This window comes from Dehalococcoidia bacterium (genome assembly GCA_030018455.1).
Taxonomy (GTDB): Bacteria; Chloroflexota; Dehalococcoidia; order DSTF01; family JALHUB01; genus JASEFU01.
This window is the reverse complement of sequence record JASEFU010000001.1, coordinates 232,734-251,803: the sequence shown is the minus strand read 5'-3', so window position 1 is coordinate 251,803 and position 19,070 is coordinate 232,734. Positions and strand designations below refer to the sequence as shown.

Below are 19,070 nucleotides of genomic sequence, written 5' to 3'. Positions count from 1 at the left end.
GCCGGTTGCGGCAACCGGGCGCAGCGATATATAAGACCGGTAGCAGGTATGCCCTGCGGCGTTGCGGTGAGGGAGGATGGCGCTCGTTCTGGCAATAACCGCTGATCGCGCGGTCGCCGATCTCTGCCGGCAGGCCCTGACGCCTTCGGGTCATGCGGTCGTTGAGGCGACGGACGCGGCTGCCGCGATGCGCTCGTTGGCGACGCTCGACGTCGACGTCATCTTCCTCGACTCCACCGGTTGCGACAGCGACCTGGAGGACTTCTGGGGCTGGCTGCAGTCCGGCCGCGAGCGGTCGCGCGTCCCTGTGCTCTTCCTCGTGCCGCCGGCGATGCGCTGGGTGAAGCCGCTGGGACGCTTCCGGCCGGGAATTGACGGCGTCGTCTTCAGGCCGCGACGGCGCAGAACTGCAACAGAAGGTGACCTCTCTCTTGCGCGCCGCGACGAAACGCGAACGCGCCTCGCGGCGATTCGTGAAGTCGCGTTCGGGGGCGTTCATCGCCGACTGCGAGCGCTATGAACTGTGGGCCGACGGCGCGAGCGTCAGGCTCACGCCGACTGAGTTCCGGCTTTTCACCTACTTGATGGAGCGGCCGGACGAGGCGGTCTCTGTGAGCGCGTTGCTGGAGAACGTCTGGGGGTTTCTCCCGGGCACCGGTGGGCCGGACATCGTGAGGGCGCACGTGTCGAACCTGCGGCGCAAAATGGAGACACTGGGTGACAAGGCCTTCCTGTTGCAGACCGTCGCCCGCCGGGGTTACCGTCTTGCCGACAGGCCGTCTCGGGATTCGTGAAGGAGAAAGAGATGTACGATTCGATCCTTGTCCCTCTCGACGGCTCCCGCCGCGCCGAAGCCGTGCTACCGTACGCCATCGACCTGGCGAAGCGCTATGAGGCGAAGGTCGTCGTCATGCGGGTGGTTCCTGCCTTCTATCAGATATGGCGCGAGACCGTGCCGGGCACCGTCGATATTGCGCCGTCAGGGGCGCAGGCCGGCGTGGAGATCGCGCAGCGGGAAGTGCGGAACCGGGCGCGGGCCGCGCGCAGATACCTCTCGGGCGTGCGGACGCGCCTGATGAACGCGGGCCTGTCGAATGTTCACACAGTGACGGCCCAGGGCGACGCCGGCGCGGAGATTGTGCGCTATGCGAAAGAGGAGCAGATGGGCCTGGTAGCTATCGCCACTCACGGCCGGAGCGGCCTCGTCCGCGCGGTGATGGGCAGCGTCGCCGATAGGGTGATCCGGCAGGCGCCGGGGCCCGTGCTCGTCATACGTTCCGGGAAAGGAAAGTCTTGATCTTAGCCTGCCTGCCCGGCCGCAGCGACCGTTTCCCGTTGGGAAGCGATCTCCTCGAGGTCCTGCAGCTGGTCGCGCAACCATGCGCGGAGGTCGTGCCTCTCGACGGCGTTCCGCAGGCGGCGCGCCCTCTCCCGCTTCTCTTCCGCGGGCATGTTTAGTGCCTGCCACAGCGCCTTCGCCGTTCCCTCGACATCCCTCGGCTCCACGCCCAGCGCCCCTGAGCGGAGCTCGGCGTAGGAGCCCGCGCCTCGCGATAGCACGAGCACTCCGTCCCTCTGGTTGACGACCGGCCCCTCCTTGGAGACCAAATTCATGCCATCGGCGACGGAGTTGACCAGCAGCACGTCGTAAAGGCTCATTCCCGCCAGCGCCTGCGGGTAGTTGTTCTCCTCGAAAGCCTCGATCGGACGCCACTCCGCGTTGCCGTACCGGGCGTTGATCTCGGCCACCCGCCGGCGGACGTCGTCGGCGTACTTCTCGTACTGGGGGACCGTCTCGCGCGAGGGGACGAGGAAGGCCAACATTTTGATCTCACCGATGAGCTCGGGGTGTTGCCGGAGCAGGAGGTCGAATGCTTCGAGACCTGTGGCTATGTCTTTGATGGGATCGAGGCGGTCGACCTTGACAATGGTGTGCCTGGCGCGAAGGCCGGCAAGGCGCTTGCGATAGGCGGCGACCTCAGGCGATCTCATCCTCTGTCTCAACCCCAAAACGTCGACCGAAATAGGGTAACTCTTGACGCGCGTGCGCCGGCCCTTGACGCGGGCGCGAGAGCGATCGAAATCGATGAGGGCGGAGCCTAGGAAGCGGTGGCACGTCGCCAGGAAGTTGTGCGCATCTGTTCGCGTCTGGAAGCCGACGACGTCCGCTTCGAGGAGGCTGCGACAGATGGAGGCCACGTACTCGCGGGGCATCTCGGCCCACACCGCCGGCGCCGGCCAGGGGATGTGGACGAAGTGCTGGACCACGGCAGACGGCGAGAGCGCGCGGAGATAGGAGGAGCACATGTAGAGGTGATAGTCTTGGACCATCACGAAGGGAGACGACTGCGATCCTTGAAGCTCTTTCGCCACCGCCTGCGCGAACAGACGGTTCACGGGAAGATAGCCCTCTTCCCAGGCGCGCGGCAGTTGTCTCTGCATTTCCGGCGACCTGAACTCGTCACAGAGGGAGTGCTGGACGAACCAGAGTATGGGATTGCTCACGATGCTGTAGTGGAGGTCGTACGTCTCTTCAGGAATGGTGACGAAACGGAGCCAGCACTTGCCTGTCCCCAGGGAGACGCGCGCACGCGCTCCGTGGCGCGCCGCCACCTCACGGTCGGCCTCCGTCATCGCGGCGGCGACCCACGACAGGTCGACGAGGGGCGCGAGGCCGGTCAGCGCCGTCACCAGGCCGCCGCTGCCGTGCCGCGCCCGCAAGTGACGCGACCGGTCGCGGTAGTACTCGATAGGCCCCCGGTGACTCGCCACCACCAGCCGGCGCGAACTTCGCTCGGGTGCGGGCCTAGGCATCGTGTGAGAAAGCGTCGGTATCTCCTGCACGGTCAGCGTCGTTCCTTCTCGTGCTCGACAGTAGTCTCTCGTGACATGGGCATGCTGATATGGCATCGGAAGACGAAAGCAAACTGATTGATTGTCGGCATCTGCGAGGCCATCCTTTGCCCCTACCTGCGTTCCAGGGCCCTCGCCAGTTGTTGCAGGAATGTCGCCACCTCGCGGGGGCCGTCCAGCAGCGCATCAGCCATTTCCGATAGCTCGGCCGGCGTCTCCTTTCCTCCCACGCCAATGGCGAGACCCTCGACTGCGCCCTGCTCTCGCAGTCTTCGCAGGGCCCGGAACGCGCTTACATCGGTCAGGTCGTCGCCCAGGCAGAGGACGCCGCGCAGGCGGTTCTCCCGTACCGCCGTCTCCAGCGTTGTGCCCTTGTCGATACTTAGAGGGGGTCGCAGCTCGACCACTTTCTTCCCCTCGGTCACCGTCAGAGCCGACTCGTCGGCAATTTGCGCGGCCGTTCTAAGTATCTCTCTTCGCGCCTCCGCCGGGTCGGCGGCCAGACGGTAGTGGATGGAGACCACCGTGTCCTTGTTCTCCAGCCGGACGCCCGGGAGCGAGGCGAGGCGTCGCTCCAGCACGGCGAGCGCCCGCAGGACGCGCGTCCGGTACTGCCCGGCCCGGCTCTGATAGCCCTCAGCCGGGTCCCATTTCTCCAGTCCGTGATTGCCGAAGTACACAATGTCGTCAAGGCCGACCATGCGGCGCGCGTCGACCACGCGTCGCCCGGAGACAATGACGACGAGGTCGGTCAGCGACGCCAGGTCTCGCAGCGCCCGCCGACTGGCGGGCAGCACCTGCGCCTCCTCCGGGATGGAGACGATGGGGCTGAGCGTGCCGTCGACGTCGACAAATATGCCTGAGGGCCTCGCCCTCAAGGCGGCGAGCGCCCTTTCCAGGTGCTCGGCGTCCAGGGAAGCCCGGCCGGCCTCTCCGATCTGTCGCGCGTCTTCTCGTTCCGGAATCATGGGCTTCAGTCACCTCACAGAGCAGGAAGGAGCCCGGGGGCATCGCCGCCGGACGGGAGGCGGACGGAGCGCAGCGCCCGGCGGGCCCGCAACCTCTCGGCCGCCCGCCGAATTCTAGCTACGGGCCCCGGCCCTGTCAACAAACGGCGGAATAGTTAACCTCTGGCTAAAGATTTCGTTCTCCCGTATAATCTATCCATGAAGCATAACGACGGTCTCCTGGAAGAAGCGGTGCGCGCCTACGTGCGCTCGCTGTCAATAATCGATCCCCTGCGCCTCCGCTTCTGGGACGACCGGAACCTTACTACGCCCCAGTTGCGCATAATGTTCATACTCGCGAACCAGCGCGATGCCACTCCCGGCGCCCTCGCGGAGCGCATGCACGTGACGCCGCCGACAATGACCGGCCTTACCGACCGTCTGGTGAAGCAAGGGCTCGTCACGAGGGAGGAGGACCCGTGCGACCGGCGGTTGGTGCGGCTGCGCCTCACGGACGAAGGGCGCCGCATCACCAACGAGCTGGAGACGGTGGGCCGGGCGTTCTTGAAGGAAGTGCTGGGCAGGCTGCCGCCCGACCACGTCAGAAAGCTGACGGAACTGCTGCAGGAGTTCTGGGACGCGGCTGAGGCGGTGCAGACGGCAGGGGAGTTCGGGCGGGAATCGAAGCAGCAGACTGGAGCGTGAGGGACGGTTGCAGGCAGGAGCAGCCCCTCTTCATGAGTTGAGCGGCCGCGCGAAAGCGTTGGTCCTGGCCGGCACAATGCTCGGCCTATTCTTTTCTGCCATGAATCAGACGGTCGTCAGCACCGCTTTGCCACGCGTTGTCGGCGAGCTGGGCGGCCTAAACGTCTATAGCTGGGTCCTCACCTCGACGATGCTCACCTCGACAACGGTGATCCTGCTCGCGGGCCGCCTCTCCGATATCTACGGGCGGAAGCCCTTCTACATGACGGGCATAGCGATATTCATGTTCAGCTCCATACTCTGCGGCGTCTCGCAAAACATCACCCAGCTCATCGTCTTCCGGGGCATCCAGGGGATCGGCGGCGGCATGATGATGGGCAACGCGTTCAGCATCATCGGCGATCTCTTTCCGCCTTCTGAGAGAGGGAAGTACCAGGGGCTCTTCGGAGCGGTTTTCGGGTTTGCGAGCGTCATCGGCCCCACGTTCGGCGGCTACCTTACCGATCACCTGACATGGCGGTCGGTCTTCTTCGTCAACGTGCCCTTCGGCCTCCTCGCGCTGGTTGTGCTCTGGATCGGGTTCCCCTGGCAGCGCGGCCTTGCCGGAGAACGCCGAATAGACTACCTGGGCAGCGGCGTCCTCGCGGCGGCGATCGTCCCGCTCCTTTTCGCGATGGTATGGGCGGGCGATGTCTACCCCTGGGCGTCGCCGCAGATCATCGGCTTGCTGGTGGCCTCCGCCGCGATGCTGGTGGCCTTCATCCGCGTGGAGCAGGCTGCCGACGAGCCGATCATGCCGCTCATGATGTTCCAGGACCGCATATTTGTCGTCGCCTCGGCGATCGCCCTTTTCACGGGCATGGGCATGTTCGGGGCGATGACATTCATGCCGTTGTTCATGCAGGGCGTGCTCGGCGATTCCGCCACCAACTCCGGCATGGTGATGATCCCCATGATGGTAGGCGTGGTCGCGGGGAGCTTTCTCTCCGGCCAGGCGGTGACGCGCCTGGGGCGCTACAAGATGCTCGTCATTCTGGCTGGCGTCGTACTTGTGGTCGGGATGTGGTTCATGTCACAGATGGGCGCCGGGACTCCTCATTCGGCAGCGGTGCGGAACATGATCATCATCGGGGCCGGGCTAGGGGTTTCGCTTCCCCTCATCAATCTGGCTGTCCAGAACTCGCTGCCGTACCGTTTCCTGGGCATTGCCACGTCCAGCGTCCTCTTCTTCCGCTCGATCGGCGGCACCGTCGGCATCGCCGTCTTTGGGACGCTGATGTCGACGCACGTGCACGACAACCTGAAGGGCGCGCTGCCTTCCGGCGTCCAGGACCGTGTCCCCGCCGACCTGCTGGCCCGGTTGGAAGACCCTCAGATCCTGCTCAGCCCTTCGGCACTGGAGAAGCTCGAGGCGGGGTTCGGCCTGCTCGGCAGCGACGGGTCGCGCCTCTTCCAGGAGACCATTTCATCCATGCGCGGCGTCCTCGGCGATGCCCTCGCCGAAGTGTTCTTCCTGGGGCTGATAGTAGCAATTGCCGCGTTCTTCGTGAGCCTGTTTCTGAAGGAGCTGCCGCTGAGGACCAGCGTCCATGACGAGGCCCCGCCGGAGCGCGCGCCCATTCCGGATAAGGGTACCTCAGACTCGTGGGCGGGCGAGCCTGGTGCGCTCGAGGCAGAGGCCGGGGGCGAGACCTGAGCAGGGCGGAGCCGGCCGCGCGGCCTTCAGAAGCGCGTCGGACTGTAGTATAATGCGTGTCGAGGGCCTGTAGCTCAGCGGCAGAGCGGCCGGCTCATAACCGGTTGGTCGCAGGTTCGAATCCTGCCGGGCCCACCATCCGTAATTCCAGAGCATGGTTCCCCTGCAGTCGCAGTCGTTTATCCCTCGGCTAAGGGAGAAGCTGAGCCGCCTTCAGCCGCGCCTGATCGCGCCGGAGGGACGTCCTCGCGCCGGCGTGCTGTTGCTGTTCTATGACGTCGACGGCGAGACCCGCCTTCTGTTCACCCGGCGGACGGTGCTGGTCGAGCACCACAAAGGGCAGATATGCTTTCCCGGCGGCTCGCGGGAGGAAGACGATCCCGATCTTCTCTACACAGCCCTCCGTGAGACGTTCGAGGAGGTGGGGGTGCGGCCGGAGCACGTCGAGCCGATCGGCCGGCTGCACGACATCGTCTCGTTCGGCAGCAATTTCGTCATCACCCCCTATGTTGGAGCCGTTCAGGCGCCGCTCCCCTATCCTTTCGTTCACGCCCAGCACGAGGTGGAGGAGATACTGGAGGTGCCGGTCGCCAGCTTACTGGACGAGGCGAACGTGATCCGGGAAACGCAGGAGGTCGACGGCGAGAAGGTGGAGGCGCTTTCTTACCGTTTCGGCGACCACGTTATCTGGGGCGCGACGGCGCGCATCCTCAGGCAGCTTCTGGAGCTGCTGCGGACTTCTGACTGACTCCGCTCGCCGGCGCCGTCGGCTCAGGGCGCGGCCTCCGCGCACACGCCTGTCTTGTTGACCAGGTTGCCGAAGACCAGGTTTGAAGATACCGAGGCCGTGGAATCTGGGCTGAGGCACACGGCCGACCCTCCGTTCTGGAGGATGCTGTTGGAGCGGATCTCCCCTTTCGCGCGGTTCACGAACGATACCGCTATCCCTGCGTTGCGCCGGATATCGTTGTCCCGCACCTTGATCTCAGCGCCCTGCGATAGGATGCCGCCGCCCAGGATGCTCCCCCAGCGGTACGTTTCTTTCACCGTGTTACCGCTCACGATGCCGGTGGCCCTGCGCGGGTAAGCGCCGGGAAGGCGGCCGAAGTGCAGGGGATCGGGGTAGGCGCGGTACTCTATGGCGTGTTCTTCGTTCTTCACAAAGGCGTTCTTATAGGCGTCGACCCTGGCGCCCCATACGAAGAGCCCAGTCAGGAGGTTCTCTGAGACGTCGTTTCGACGCAGCAGGCCGGTTGTTCCGGGGAAAAAGACGAGCCCCGTGCTCCGGTTTCCACGGACGACGTTGTCCTCCAATGTGACGTTGCTGCCGCCGACGTACGCCGGCAGGTCCCACAGGTAGCAGGACGGCGCGGCAAGCTGTCCGGCGGGCAGAAGTGCGCACGGCGGCTGACCGGCGAAGAAGCCGGGGCCAACGTTGTTCGTGATTTGGTTGCCTTTCACCATTAAAGGGCCGGTGTGGCCGACGACGGAGACCCCCACGCCGCCGTTCGAGAACACCTGATTGCCCGCGAGCGTGCCGCTTGAGCCATTGCGGACGAGAATACCGTCGTGGATGTTGCCGGCGATGATGGAGTCGGTGACAGTTGCCGCCGTCCCCGAGTCGAGGTGAAGGCCGATGCCGTTAAACCCGACAGCGACGTTCCTGAAGGCGACGTCCTGGGAGTTGGAAACGTAGACGCCCGCCGGTCCGCCGCCCGCGATGATCAGATTCTCGAAAGCGATGCCGCGGGTGTTCACGACGATGGCCACGTCAATCGAGCCGTCGGAGGCGAGGACGGCGCCCGCTCCGGCGCCGCGGATCGTCAGGCCCGGCTTCGACGAGTCGATCACAAGCCCCTTCCCGACGTGCCAGCCCGGTTCGAGGCAGATGACTTCTCCTGGCCGCGCCGACCGGACCGCATTCCCCACACTTGCCCCCGGCGCGAGTCTGACCGTGCACGGAAGCGTGATGCTCTCCGCCGTTTCCGTTTTCGATCCTACCGCCAGGGCAAGCGCGAAAAGGCTCACCACCAGCCCCGCAACTATGGATCGCATCCTCCCGGCCTTTCCAGCTACGCCAGCGTTCAATCAAGGGTGAAAGGTATTGCAGCGACACGCCTTCTGTCAAGGAGAAGGGGCGCACAAGCAAGAGTGCGAAACAGCGGATGAAGGGCGGGCCTACTGCTTTTCTTCGGCAACGCGTCGTAGCCGCTGGTAGGCCTCGCGGATGCGCCGCTCCCAGCCCTGCTCTCCCGGCTCGTAGTACCGGCGCCCCCTCAAACGCGGCGGCAAATGCTCCTGCTCCGCACGATGTCCCGGATAGTCGTGCGCGTACTTGTAGCCGCGGCCGTAGCCGAGTTCGCGCATCAGGCCGGTAACAGCGTTGCGCAGGTGCAGAGGGACGGGGTCGTTCCTGGTCTCGCGCGCGTCGGCGACGGCGCGCTGGTACGCCGTGAGGGCGCTGTTGCTCTTGGGCGCGGTCGCGAGGTAGATCGCGCACTCGGCCATCGGCAGGAAGCCCTCAGGCATGCCTACGAAGTGGACGGCCTGCTGGCAGGCGGTCGCGACCACCAGCGCCTGCGGGTCGGCGAGGCCCACGTCTTCGGCGGCGAGGATGACCATGCGGCGGACGATGTAGAGGGGGTCTTCGCCGGCGTCGATCATGCGGGCGAGCCAGTAGAGGGCGGCGTCGGGGTCGGAGCCGCGTAGCGACTTGATGAAGGCGGAGATCGTGTCGTAGTGTGCCTCGCCCGCCTTGTCGTAGAGGTAGGTGCGGTGTTGCAGCGCCTCCTCGATCATTGGCGGCGTGATCTGCTTGACGCCGCCTGCGCCCCGCGGCGCGGCCGCCACCGCCAGCTCGAGGGCGTTGAGGGCGATCCGGGCGTCGCCGCCGGTGCTGGCGGCGAGGGCGGCGACGGTCTCGTCGTCGACTTCGATCTTCTCGACTCCGAGGCCCCGCTCCTCATCCTCCAGAGCGCGTCGCAGGATCGTCTCTATCTGCTGAGGCGTAAGCAGGTTAAGCGTGAAGACGCGGGAGCGCGAGAGCAGGGGACCGATGACCTCAAACGACGGGTTTTCGGTGGTGGCGCCGATGAGAGTCACGGTCGCGTTCTCGACGTGGGGGAGGACGACGTCCTGCTGGGCCTTGTTAAAGCGGTGGATCTCGTCGATGAAGAGGATGGTGCGCCGGCCGTACATGCCACGGCGCTCGCGCGCCTCCTCCACGATGCGGCGCAGGTCGGCTACCCCTGCGGTGACAGCCGATATGGGCTCGAAGTGCGACTTCGTGAGGGCGGCGATAATGCGGGCGAGGGTGGTCTTGCCGCTTCCGGGCGGCCCCCAGAAGATCATCGATGGGACCTGATCGGCGTCGATGAGGCGCCGCAGCAGACGCCCCTCCCCGATAAGGTGCTCCTGCCCCACGAACTCCTCGAAGTTGCGAGGGCGCATGCGGGCGGCCAGCGGCGCCTCCCGTTCGATGCGGGCGCGTCCGCTCTCCTCGAACATCTCGCCGTTCGGCGGCCTCTTGCGCTGTTTCACGGGGTGTGCGTCACCTCACTTGTCCTGGTGGCGCATCATCGTTCCCTGTAGGTCACCTTTCGACCGGCAGGCGTCGCGGCGGGCCGAAGCAGGCGCCCGCCCGTCCGAAGGGCTCGAAAGCGCCCATTGCTGCTCCCGCAATTCCATTCTAGACCAGCGGCGCTGCAATCGCTATAGCGCCGCGGCGCCATCGGGCTTGACGAGAGAGGACAGCAACTCACCGGGTGCCAGCGTTGCGTAGGAACGAGAGGAGCGCCTCGTTCAAGGCGTCCGGCGCTTCCAGGCTGAGGACGTCTCCCGCATCGGGGACGATGAGCCTGTGGGCGCCCGGGATGTTGGCGGCGAGTATCTCAGCGATCAGGAGGAAGTCCGGCAGGTCGAGCGCGCCCGCCATCACGAGCGTGGGCGCCGCGATTTCGTGCAGGCGGTCGGAGGGCCGCCGCTCGGGCAGCGGGTATTCCGTCTCGTCGAGGTAGTCAGCGGCGCTGTAGCCTGTGACAATCCGGCGCAGAGAATCGAAACGCTCGGGGGAACGCCGGATGGGGGCGAACATCGGGTGCTCCAGCCAGTGCTTTTCAAACGCGGCCGGGCCCTCCCTACGGACCGCGTCTCGAAGGCGTTCGATATCCTCTTCGTACTCCGGCGAGTAGGCGTAGCCGGGCAGGCAGGAGGAGATGAGGGCAAGGGAAGCGGCCCGCCGCGGGTTATCGAGGGCGAAGGTGAGCGCTATACCCCCGCCCATGGAAAGACCCACCAGGTGGGCGCGCTCGATGCGCAAGTGATCGAGGAGATCGCGGAGGTCGAGCGCGTAATTCTCGAAGGTGTAGCCGGACTGCGGGGCGTCGCTGCGACCGTGTCCGCGCGCGTCGTAGCGGACGGCGCGGAAGCCGTTACGGGGGAGGAAGGCGAATTGCCCGTCCCACAGGTGTCTATTGGCGCTGTGTCCGTGAATGAGGACGACAGCCGGCCCGGAACCTTCTTCCTCGTAGTAGGTGTTGATCCCGTTGGTGGGCGCTTTCGGCACGGCGATTGAGCCTTCGCTGGTGTCCTTGAGGGATGATAGCAGAGCTCACGGCGACGCACGAGCCGGGGGCGGCCGCTGCCGCTGCCCGCAACATTGGCGCTGATCTTCCCACCCGCCCGGGGCGGGCAGCCCGCCTGCGGCGGGCAAGCCTGCCTCCGGCGGGCAAGCCCGCCCTCCCACAGGCGCTGCTTTTGAGTCCCGTCTAGCCTGGGGCTTCCGGAGTCCGGTTCTACGCCGGCTTTGGCCCCATCTCCTTCAGAAGACGCCACACGCGCTGGTCCGCCGTGCCGTACCGCCAGACCGACACGGAGCGCATACCGAGCCCGTTGGCGTGGGAAACGAAGTTCACCCACGCGTCGCCGTTCCTGGGCGAGCCCTCGCCTGCCGGCCATATCGGCAGACCGTACGGGCTGAGCACGGTTTTCGCGACGTCGAGGACGTATTCGGGAGTGACGCCGAAGGGGCCGGGCGGGAAGCCGTGCTGCTGGAACAGGCGCCAGTTCGCGGGCGAGTTGAACGTCTCCCAGTACGTCATCGGCGCGAGGCCGTTGCTGAAGGACGCGAACTCGGCGACAGGCGTCTTACACAGCATCCACGGGCGCGGGTCGACCGTAACGTAGAGCTTGGCGTCCGGCTTGAGACGCCGGAACTCATTCCCGAACGCCAGCGCTCCTTCGGGCGTGCCGCGCCAGTACAGATCGAACGGCTCGAGGTCGACGGTGATGCTGCGCGCGCCGGCATCGATCACCTCCGAGCACATCTGGGCCTCGCGCACGGGGTCGATCCCCTTGGCGACGTACCAGGCGTGAAAGGGCACCTTCCAGGCCTCGAAGTACACGGCCAGCCGGTTCACCTGCTCGGGGCCGTAGATGGCATGCGGCGAGCGGTCGTAGCGCGACATCCAGTCGGTGCCGTCGTGGGTCTTCATGAGTATGCCCAACGAGTTCTCGTGCAGCACAGGGGCGATATCTTCGGGCTTCCCGTCGGCGGGGAACTGCCATACCCAGGCCAGGTGGGGCAGCTCCGGAGGTGGAGGAGGGGGAGGCGACGGTTCGGGCGGTGGGGTGAGAGAGGGAGGCGGTGGAGTTGGAGAAGTGGGAGAAGTGCGAGAGAGGGGGGCCTTCGATCGAGGCGGCGGGTCTTTTTCCGGGGGCCGGTATCGACCGACGGCCAATGCAAAGGCTGTGATGGCGGCAGAGCCGAGGAAACGTCGTCTGTTGACTCGCTTTCTGAGCACCGGGTGCACCTCCTGAAGCTAATTGGCTTGAGGGCGATGCCCCGGCTATGCTTTTGCGGTCCTCCCTTCTGAAGCCGAACGCGGTTCCCACCACTCAACGAGCCCACCCCCACAAGGTCGCGTGCCATTGTAGGGAGGATTATGTTATAAATCTACCCCCTTTCGTTATGAATATGTAATTCGGCGCGCTTGGATGAAACGTGCGTCGAGCTGAGACCTAGCCGGGCGGACGATTGCCCGTCGCGCCTAGGTGGCGAGGTGGGCGATGGTGACGCCGTCGCCGCCCTCTTCGCGCGGGGCAGGCTCGTGCGAGCGCACCAGCGGGTGCAGCGATAACGCGTGTCGCACCGCCCGCGCCAGCGTCCCCGTCCCGCGGCCGTGGATGATCCGCACCCATGGCAGTCCGGCGCGGAACGCGTCGTCGAGGTACTTGTCCAGGTCGGGCAGGGCCTCATCGACGAGGCGGCCGCGCAGCTCGATCTCCGAGGCGACGGTCGCCGGGGGAGGCGGGACGGCCGTGCCGCCCAGCGTGGGGCCGTGCGCCTTCACCCGCTGCACCTTCTCCACCTTCTTCAGCGAGACGGTGCTGCGCAGGGCGCCCAGGCGTATCTTTACCTCGCCCTTGGCGTCGGGCGTCGAGAGCGCCTCGCCGAAGCGGCCGAGTCCGCGCACCCAGACGAGGTCACCGGGCTGTATCTCCTCCGGCGGGACGGTGTCGCCCCCACGTCGGCGTCGCTTGGGCGCCGGCGGCGGCTTCAACGTCTCGAGGCGCGCCTCGGCGGCGGCGACCTTCTCAGCGGCGGCCTCCGGCTTCGCACGCTCGATGCGGCGTCCGGCGTGGGCGATAAGCTGACGTATGCGGGCAAGCTCCTCCTCCGCCTGCGCGCGTGTAGCGGCGATGATCTGCTCGCGCTCGCGGTCGATGGCGTCGAGCTTCTCTTCCAGGCCGCTGCGTATCTCTTCCGCCTCCTTGCGAGCGAGCATCTCGGCGCGGCGGGCGTCGGCGGCCTCCGCTTTCTCGCGCTGGATGGCGGCGAGCAGACTCTCGGCGCGCGCCTGGTCGGGGTCGATGGACTCGCGGGCGCGTTCGATGATCCCGGCGGGCAGGCCGAGCCGCTCGGCGATGGCGAGGGCGTTGCTGCTGCCGGGCAGGCCGATGGAGATGCGATAGGTGGGGGCGAGCGTCTCCGCGTCGAACTCGACGCTGGCGTTCATGATCCCTTCCGTGCCGTGGGCGAACACCTTGAGCTCGCCGTGGTGCGTTGTGGCGATGGTGAGACACCCGATGCGAAGCAGGTGCTCGAGGAGCGCGCGGGCCAGGGCAGCGCCTTCGCCGGGATCCGTGCCGGCGCCCAGCTCGTCGAGGAGGACGAGGCTGTTGGGCCCGGCGTCCCGGAGGGCGGCGATGATGTTCGTCATGTGGCTGCTGAACGTCGAGAGTGACTGCTCGATGCTCTGCTCGTCGCCGATGTCAGCGTGGAGGGAAGCGAAGACGGGCATGCGGCTGCCGGCGTCGGCGGGAACGGGCAACCCCGCCTGCGCCATCGCCGTCAGCAGGCCGACGGTCTTGAGGGCGACGGTCTTGCCGCCGGTGTTGGGCCCGGTGATGAGCAACACGGAGTAGTTGCCGCCGACGCTCAGCGAAATGGGCACGACGTCACCCGCAAGCAGCGGGTGGCGCGCGTTCACGAGGTTAAGCAGCGACGGCGCTTCCGTGATCCAGGGCTGGCGCTCGCCTTCGTATGGAAGCTCGAACGCTCCCATGTCCTCGGCCAGGCGCGCCTTCGCGAGGGCCAGGTCGATCTCGGCCAGCGCCTCGATGCTGAGCTCGATGGCGTGGGCGTGCCGTCCGACGAGCGAGCTGAGGCGTCGCAGGATGCGCTCCACTTCGCGCTGCTCCTCGAGTTGTGTCTCGCGCCAGGTGTTGCCGAGCTCCACCACCGACAGCGGCTCCATGAAGACGGTGGCGCCGCTGGCGGAGACGTCGTGGACAATGCCCTGGAGGTGGCCGCGCATTTCCGCCTTCACCGGTATGACGTAGCGGCCGTCGCGCAGGGTGATGATTGGCTCCTGAATTACAGGGCGCATCTCCGCGGAGTTGATCAGCTCCTGGAGCCGGGCGTAGAGGCGGTCGTGGACGGTGCGGAGGTCGCGCCGGAGGACGGCGAGCATCGGGCTGGCGTTGTCGACCACTTCGGCGCGGGGGCTTATGCAGCGGTAGATGTCTGCGGCGACGTCGGCGAGGTCGGCGATGCGTCCCGCGGTTTCAGCGAGCAGCGGAAGGGGCTCCGAGAGACGGGTGAGCACGTCGCGGAGATCGTGGGCGGCCGAGAGGGTGGCGGCGACATCGAGGAGCTCCGTGGGCTCGAGGACGCCGCCGAGATTGGCCTTGTTCGCCGGAGGCCGTATGTCGTGGACGCCGCCCAGACCCCTGCGGGCGCTGATCTCGCGGAATCGGCGCGCTTCGGCGGTGAGGCGCTGCCTGCGGACGACCTCGCCGTGGTCGGCCGAGGGGCGCAGCGCGAGGGCGAGCTCGCGGCCGGCGGAGAAGGAGGTGTGGGCCGCAAGGCGGGCGAGTATTTTGTCGAATTCGAGGGTGGTGAGGGTCTTTTCGTCCATTGCGCCCCAATTGTAGCAGACGCGAGCAACTGGGGCTTGCCCGCGTGCAAAAGGGGGAGTGCAGAGGGGTTCTCCCCTCTGTCGGGGTTCAAGGGGTGTCCCCTTGGGTTCCATAAACGCCTGTGGGCGGGAGGGTCTGCCTGCCGGCAGGCAGGTGGGAAGACAAGCGCAAATGTTGAGGGCTGCGGCAGCGACTGCACGAACATCTGCGCTCCGACGCGAGGTGACCGAGGTCGGGGACGGCACGAGAACCGCCTAAGCGTAGGGCCGGATCAGGTGTAGCGGCGGACTTCGAAGCGGTAGAGGCGGCAGGGCTCGTCGGGGAAGATCCCCGCCTTCATCTTCGCTATCTCGATTTGCTGCTGCACCGTCTCCACCCCCTCGAGGTCGGGCAGCAAGAGGCCGCGACGCAGGCCGCTCTGCACGATCACGCCATAGCGCTTGCAGTCGAGGCATTCGGGGTCGTCCACCGGCTCGGGCGGCATTAGAATGTCGACGCTGTACGTCAGGTGGCACAGCTCGTCCTCGGAGATGGGCGGAAAGCGCGGGTCGCGGCTGGCGGCGGCCACGGCATTCTTCACGATCTCCATACAGACGTTCTCCTGCGTCGGCTCGATCGTGCCGATGCAGCCGCGGAGATCGCCGTGCTTCTTTATCGACACGAAGGCGCCCGCCCGGCCTTCCATGCCGGGGGACAGCTCCGGCATCAACACTTTGGCTGTTCGCACGTACTGCTCGACCGTCTGCTTGGCGAGGAGGACGAGCGGATGCATGCCGGCGTCGGGCAGTGTGGGCTCCTGCTTCATCTCCGTGGCCTCGCGCTCAGGCTTCCGACTGAGGACGTCTATGGCGGCCACGAGGTAGCCCACGCCGAACGGCCCTTCGTATGAGAGGACGCGCGGCCGGACGCGCAGCCGGTCGAGGGCGCCCATGAGCATCGCGGTCTGCGGCACGGCGTCCTCGGCGGCGCGACGGCGGAAGTCGAGCTGCGCCTCCAGGACCCAGCTCACGTCCCAATCGGCGATGACCTGCTGGTACTTCTCGTCGAACTCGCGTCCCGCGGGGTTGTAGCCGCCGGGCGCGCCGGGACTGAGGGCGTGCGAGAGGTCGGCGCTGCAAACGATGGCGGCCCGCCTGCCGAGGCGCTCAAGCGCGCGCCCGATGGCCTGCCCCACAAGGTAGTGGCGCTGCGGCGAGAGGTATGCGGGCGTCATGGGGACGAGCCTCGCGCCTGCAATGCCGGGCCGGAGGTAGTACAGGGGGACGGTGCATCCCCAATCGAGGCCGGCCACGAGGCCGTCGTCCCACTCGTCTATCGTCATCAACGGCAGGCCGGCGCGCTCCGCCTCCTCGCGGATCAGCTTCACCGCCTCGAGATCGTTCTGATAGTGGAAGCGCACGTCGGGGGCGTCCCAGCGGGCGAGGGTGCCCTGGGCCAACGGAGCGGTGAGGATGCCGATGTCTTGTGGGTCGGCGGGCCCATGAGGCGAAAAAAGGACGACCGTCTCCGGCCCGAACGACGCCATCTCGGCGGCGACCTGCCCCAGGGCATCGATAGTCCGCTGGGTCTCGCGCTCGCGCCCGCGGCCGACCTCGTGGACGAGGATCGGTGGGTGGGGAGCGATGCAGGCGTAGACGATTCCGGCCATGAGTCCGTCCGCTGGCTAACTACCTGCCGATACGGGAAGCCGCCGCTGATAGCTGGCAGTGCGGATGTTCAGATCGGCGCCGCAGCGGGCGCAGCGGCCGTCGCTGCTGAGGGCGCGCAGGGCAATGCGATAACCGGCGCGGCTGATTACGTCGGCCCCGCAACCGGGACATCGCGTGTTCTCGTCGGGATGGCCGAAGACGTTGCCCGGATAGACGTACAGCAGCCCCTCGTTGCGCCCGATGGCCATGGCCTTCTCCAGGGTACTCACCGGCGTCGGCGGCAGGTGGCGCAGCTCGTGATGGGGCTGGAAGGCGGTGACGTGCCAGGGCGTTTCCGGCCCCAGCTCGTCTCGGATCCAGCGGGCGGCGGCAGTCAACTGCTCATCGTCGTCGTTCATCGTGGGGATAACGTTGGTCACCACCTCGACGTGCATGTCCCAGTGCCGCTTGGCGTACACGGCCGATTCCAGCACCTCGCGCCAGCGGGGCACTTTCGCAAGCTGGCGGTAGAACGTGTCGCTGAAACCTTTCAGGTCGACGCGGTAGGCGTCGAGGTAGGGCCCGATGAGGTCGAGCGCTTCGATGGTGCTGAAGCCGTTGGTGACGAAGACGGTGTAGAGTCCGGCGGACTTGGCGAGGCGGGCGCAATCGAGGGCGTACTCGAGCCAGATGCCGGGCTCGTTGTAAGTGAAGGCCATGCCTTCGCTGCCCAGCCGTTTGGCGAGGGCGACGGCGTCGTCCGGCATGAGGTCGTGGGACTGGCTCAACGCTTCTTCGGGGGTCGCGAACGATATCTGCCAGTTCTGGCAGTGCTTGCAGTGGAAGTTGCAGCCCCACGAGCCGAGAGAGAGGCAGGCGGAGCCGGGGAAGAAGTGAAAGAGCGGCTTCTTCTCGACCGGGTCGTTGTTGACGGAGCCGACGCCGGGGTAATTGTAGAGGCGGATGCGGCCGGCGACGGCCTGGCGCATCTTGCAGACGCCGAATGAGCCGTCGGGGATGGTGCAGCGGCGGCGGCAGACGTTACAGCGGACGCGGCCGTCGGGCAGTGTTTCGTAGAGGAGCGCTTCGCGCGCCGGTGCGGGTCTCTCGCGCATAGTTAACCTAATTATAGCATTTCGAAACGCGCGTGGGGAAAAAGAAAAGCCTCTATCGAAGAATCTTGTACGATGATTAGCGCTTCCGGCAGTTGTTCAGCGGAGGGCGGACTTAAGGGCGGCGATGAGCGCCCCGTCGTCGCGAGGGTCGACGGTGCGCGGATCGAGCAGCAGCCTGTCGCGCTCGATGCGAGCCACCACCGGCGGCTCGCTGAGGCGCAGCCGGCGGGCGATCGCGTCGAGGTCGAGTCCGTCTGCTGGGATGGCCAGGAGCGCGGTCGGGAGGCTCTCCTCGGGGAGGCTGCCGCCACCGATCATCGAGCGTCCCGACGCGACCACTGCCGGTTCCCCGACCTCGTCGGCCCAGCGCCGCGCTCGCTCCTCGATATCGGCCAGCGGCATGGCGATCATCCGCCAGACGGGGACCTTCCGAAGCGCCTCGCCCTTGACATAATGCAGGAGCGTCGCCTGGAGGGCGGCCAGCGCCGCTTTGTCGAGGCGGAGCGCCCGCGCCAGGGGGTGGCGCTTCAGGGCGGAGACGAGATCGCCGCGCCCGGCGATCACGCCCGCCTGCGGCCCGCCGAGCAGCTTGTCGCCGGAGAAGAAAACGAGGTCGGCCCCCGAAATGAGGCTTTCCTGCGGCGTCGGCTCCTTGCCCAGGCCGAACTGCGTCGTGTCGAGCAGGCATCCGCTGCCCAGATCGTCGAGCAGCAGCAACCGCCGCTCGCGCGCCAGGCGCACCAGCTCCTCGAGCGAAGGGGACGCGGCAAAACCTACGATGCGGAAGTTGCTCGTGTGGACGCGGAGCACCGCCGCCGTGTCGCTGTTGACGGCACTCTCGTAGTCGGAAAGATAAGTGCGATTCGTCGTGCCGACCTCGACGAGGACGGCGCCGCTTTCGGCCATGATCTCTGGTATGCGGAAGCCGCCGCCGATCTCGACGAGCTGGCCGCGGGAGATGATGACCTCGCGTCCGGAGGCGAGACCGGAGAGGCCGAGGAGCACGGCGCCGGCGTTATTGTTCACCGCCAGCGCCGCTTCGGCGCCGGTGAGGCGGCAGAGCAGCGCTTCGACATGCGCGGTGCGCGAGCCCCGCTCGCCCGCTTCCAGCTCGAACTCAAGGGTGCTGTAGCCGCGCGAGACCGCATTCATCGCTGCGACCGCTTCGTCGGAAAGTGGAGCGCGGCCGAGGTTGGTGTGCAACACGATTCCGGTAGCGTTGATCACGGGCCGGAGGGTAACGGCGACGGTTGCACGCGCCCGTTCGGCGACGGCGGCGACGAGGGAATCGAATGGGGCGGGGGTCTCGCCGGCGGCGATGGCGCGCCTCGCCGCTTCTATCGCTTCGCGGGCGGCGTCGGTGACCGTGGCGGCGCCGAACTCGGAAACGAGCGCCTTGAGCCGCTCATCGCCGAGCAGCCGGTCGACGCTGGGCAGCGCTCTATAGGGATTCGCCATCTCCTGGCTCCTGAAGCGTACCGGCGAGCGCCTTTTGCGCCCGCGGCCGCTACGCGTTGTCTTCCAGGACGCGCCCTGAAGGACGCAGCGTCACGCCGATGCGGCAGGTGCGGCAGGCCGCAGGGCCCGTCGAGCCAACCCGTCCGGCCCTGCAATTCTAGCACATGGCGACGATGAAGGACGTTGATCCTTTTTTCACTAATCCTGTAACATCTGACCATACCACCCTGGAGGTTCGCCATGAATT

Annotated in this window: 16 protein-coding genes and 1 tRNA gene; 7 read left to right on the top strand and 10 right to left on the bottom strand. The window is 66.6% G+C overall.

Annotated features, from left to right (window positions below; genetic code table 11):
- Positions 1-76 precede the first annotated feature (76 nt).
- From QME71_01230 to QME71_01220, 3 genes are read left to right on the top strand one after another with little or no spacing between them, the layout of a single operon-like run.
- Positions 77-520, top strand: coding sequence for a hypothetical protein (locus QME71_01230; GenBank protein ID MDI6856929.1), 444 nt, complete (start codon positions 77-79; stop codon positions 518-520).
- Positions 474-794 carry a winged helix-turn-helix domain-containing protein gene (locus QME71_01225; protein MDI6856928.1) on the top strand — a complete coding sequence of 107 codons (321 nt, stop codon included), beginning with the start codon at positions 474-476 and terminating at the stop codon, positions 792-794. The genes QME71_01230 and QME71_01225 overlap by 47 nt, the downstream gene beginning before the upstream one ends.
- Before the next feature lie 11 nt (positions 795-805).
- Complete coding sequence (locus QME71_01220; protein MDI6856927.1) at positions 806-1,297, top strand: universal stress protein; 492 nt, start codon at positions 806-808, stop codon at positions 1,295-1,297.
- 2 nt (positions 1,298-1,299) lie between these two features.
- Here the strand turns inward: QME71_01220 and QME71_01215 are convergent, their stop codons facing one another.
- Both QME71_01215 and otsB read right to left on the bottom strand, forming a co-directional pair.
- Positions 1,300-2,844, bottom strand: a complete 1,545-nt coding sequence (locus tag QME71_01215; GenBank protein ID MDI6856926.1) for a trehalose-6-phosphate synthase — start codon at positions 2,842-2,844, stop codon at positions 1,300-1,302.
- A gap of 122 nt (positions 2,845-2,966) precedes the next feature.
- Positions 2,967-3,821 carry a trehalose-phosphatase gene (gene otsB / locus QME71_01210; protein MDI6856925.1) on the bottom strand — a complete coding sequence of 285 codons (855 nt, stop codon included), beginning with the start codon at positions 3,819-3,821 and terminating at the stop codon, positions 2,967-2,969.
- A gap of 198 nt (positions 3,822-4,019) precedes the next feature.
- On the opposite strand from otsB, the gene QME71_01205 reads away from it, so the two are divergent.
- From QME71_01205 to QME71_01190, 4 genes are all read left to right on the top strand, one after another.
- Positions 4,020-4,505 (top strand): MarR family transcriptional regulator, encoded by a 486-nt coding sequence (locus tag QME71_01205; GenBank protein MDI6856924.1) that lies wholly within the window; start codon positions 4,020-4,022, stop codon positions 4,503-4,505.
- Positions 4,506-4,581: 76 nt separating this feature from the next.
- Positions 4,582-6,201, top strand: a complete 1,620-nt coding sequence (locus tag QME71_01200) for an MDR family MFS transporter (protein MDI6856923.1) — start codon at positions 4,582-4,584, stop codon at positions 6,199-6,201.
- Positions 6,202-6,264: 63 nt separating this feature from the next.
- Positions 6,265-6,339, top strand: a tRNA-Ile gene (locus QME71_01195).
- 16 nt (positions 6,340-6,355) lie between these two features.
- Complete coding sequence (locus tag QME71_01190) at positions 6,356-6,949, top strand: CoA pyrophosphatase (protein ID MDI6856922.1); 594 nt, start codon at positions 6,356-6,358, stop codon at positions 6,947-6,949.
- Positions 6,950-6,972: 23 nt separating this feature from the next.
- Here QME71_01190 and QME71_01185 read toward each other — a convergent pair whose 3' ends face one another.
- The 8 genes from QME71_01185 to selA all read right to left on the bottom strand — a co-directional run bounded on the left by QME71_01185 (position 6,973) and on the right by selA (position 18,823).
- Positions 6,973-8,256: a right-handed parallel beta-helix repeat-containing protein gene (locus QME71_01185; protein ID MDI6856921.1), complete on the bottom strand. Its 1,284-nt coding sequence runs from the start codon at positions 8,254-8,256 to the stop codon at positions 6,973-6,975.
- A gap of 123 nt (positions 8,257-8,379) precedes the next feature.
- Entirely contained in the window at positions 8,380-9,708 is a 1,329-nt protein-coding gene (locus tag QME71_01180; GenBank protein MDI6856920.1) for a replication-associated recombination protein A, read from the bottom strand.
- A 250-nt stretch (positions 9,709-9,958) separates the two neighbouring features.
- The gene (locus tag QME71_01175) at positions 9,959-10,765 is read right to left on the bottom strand and encodes an alpha/beta fold hydrolase (protein ID MDI6856919.1); all 807 of its coding nucleotides are present in this window, start codon (positions 10,763-10,765) and stop codon (positions 9,959-9,961) included.
- A 229-nt stretch (positions 10,766-10,994) separates the two neighbouring features.
- Positions 10,995-11,705, bottom strand: a complete 711-nt coding sequence (locus tag QME71_01170; GenBank protein MDI6856918.1) for a hypothetical protein — start codon at positions 11,703-11,705, stop codon at positions 10,995-10,997.
- A 543-nt stretch (positions 11,706-12,248) separates the two neighbouring features.
- Entirely contained in the window at positions 12,249-14,621 is a 2,373-nt protein-coding gene (locus tag QME71_01165; protein MDI6856917.1) for an endonuclease MutS2, read from the bottom strand.
- 272 nt (positions 14,622-14,893) lie between these two features.
- Positions 14,894-16,270, bottom strand: coding sequence for an AmmeMemoRadiSam system protein A (gene amrA, locus QME71_01160; GenBank protein MDI6856916.1), 1,377 nt, complete (start codon positions 16,268-16,270; stop codon positions 14,894-14,896).
- A 15-nt stretch (positions 16,271-16,285) separates the two neighbouring features.
- A complete protein-coding gene (gene amrS, locus QME71_01155) occupies positions 16,286-17,365 on the bottom strand; it encodes an AmmeMemoRadiSam system radical SAM enzyme (GenBank protein ID MDI6856915.1) in 1,080 nt (359 codons plus the stop codon).
- Positions 17,366-17,461: 96 nt separating this feature from the next.
- A complete protein-coding gene (selA, locus tag QME71_01150) occupies positions 17,462-18,823 on the bottom strand; it encodes an L-seryl-tRNA(Sec) selenium transferase (protein ID MDI6856914.1) in 1,362 nt (453 codons plus the stop codon).
- Positions 18,824-19,070: the final 247 nt, after the last annotated feature.

Bases quoted from the DNA above. Each gene is read 5' to 3' on its own strand.
- QME71_01230 (MDI6856929.1), top strand. From the start codon at position 77: ATGGCGCTCGTTCTGGCAATAACCGCTGATCGCGCGGTCGCCGATCTC.
- QME71_01220 (MDI6856927.1), top strand. From the start codon at position 806: ATGTACGATTCGATCCTTGTCCCTCTCGACGGCTCCCGCCGCGCCGAA.
- otsB (MDI6856925.1), bottom strand. From the start codon at position 3,821: ATGATTCCGGAACGAGAAGACGCGCGACAGATCGGAGAGGCCGGCCGG.
- QME71_01205 (MDI6856924.1), top strand. From the start codon at position 4,020: ATGAAGCATAACGACGGTCTCCTGGAAGAAGCGGTGCGCGCCTACGTG.
- QME71_01200 (MDI6856923.1), top strand. From the start codon at position 4,582: ATGCTCGGCCTATTCTTTTCTGCCATGAATCAGACGGTCGTCAGCACC.
- QME71_01190 (MDI6856922.1), top strand. From the start codon at position 6,356: ATGGTTCCCCTGCAGTCGCAGTCGTTTATCCCTCGGCTAAGGGAGAAG.
- QME71_01185 (MDI6856921.1), bottom strand. From the start codon at position 8,256: ATGCGATCCATAGTTGCGGGGCTGGTGGTGAGCCTTTTCGCGCTTGCC.
- QME71_01180 (MDI6856920.1), bottom strand. From the start codon at position 9,708: ATGTTCGAGGAGAGCGGACGCGCCCGCATCGAACGGGAGGCGCCGCTG.
- QME71_01165 (MDI6856917.1), bottom strand. From the start codon at position 14,621: ATGGACGAAAAGACCCTCACCACCCTCGAATTCGACAAAATACTCGCC.
- amrA (MDI6856916.1), bottom strand. From the start codon at position 16,270: ATGGCCGGAATCGTCTACGCCTGCATCGCTCCCCACCCACCGATCCTC.
- amrS (MDI6856915.1), bottom strand. From the start codon at position 17,365: ATGCGCGAGAGACCCGCACCGGCGCGCGAAGCGCTCCTCTACGAAACA.
- selA (MDI6856914.1), bottom strand. From the start codon at position 18,823: ATGGCGAATCCCTATAGAGCGCTGCCCAGCGTCGACCGGCTGCTCGGC.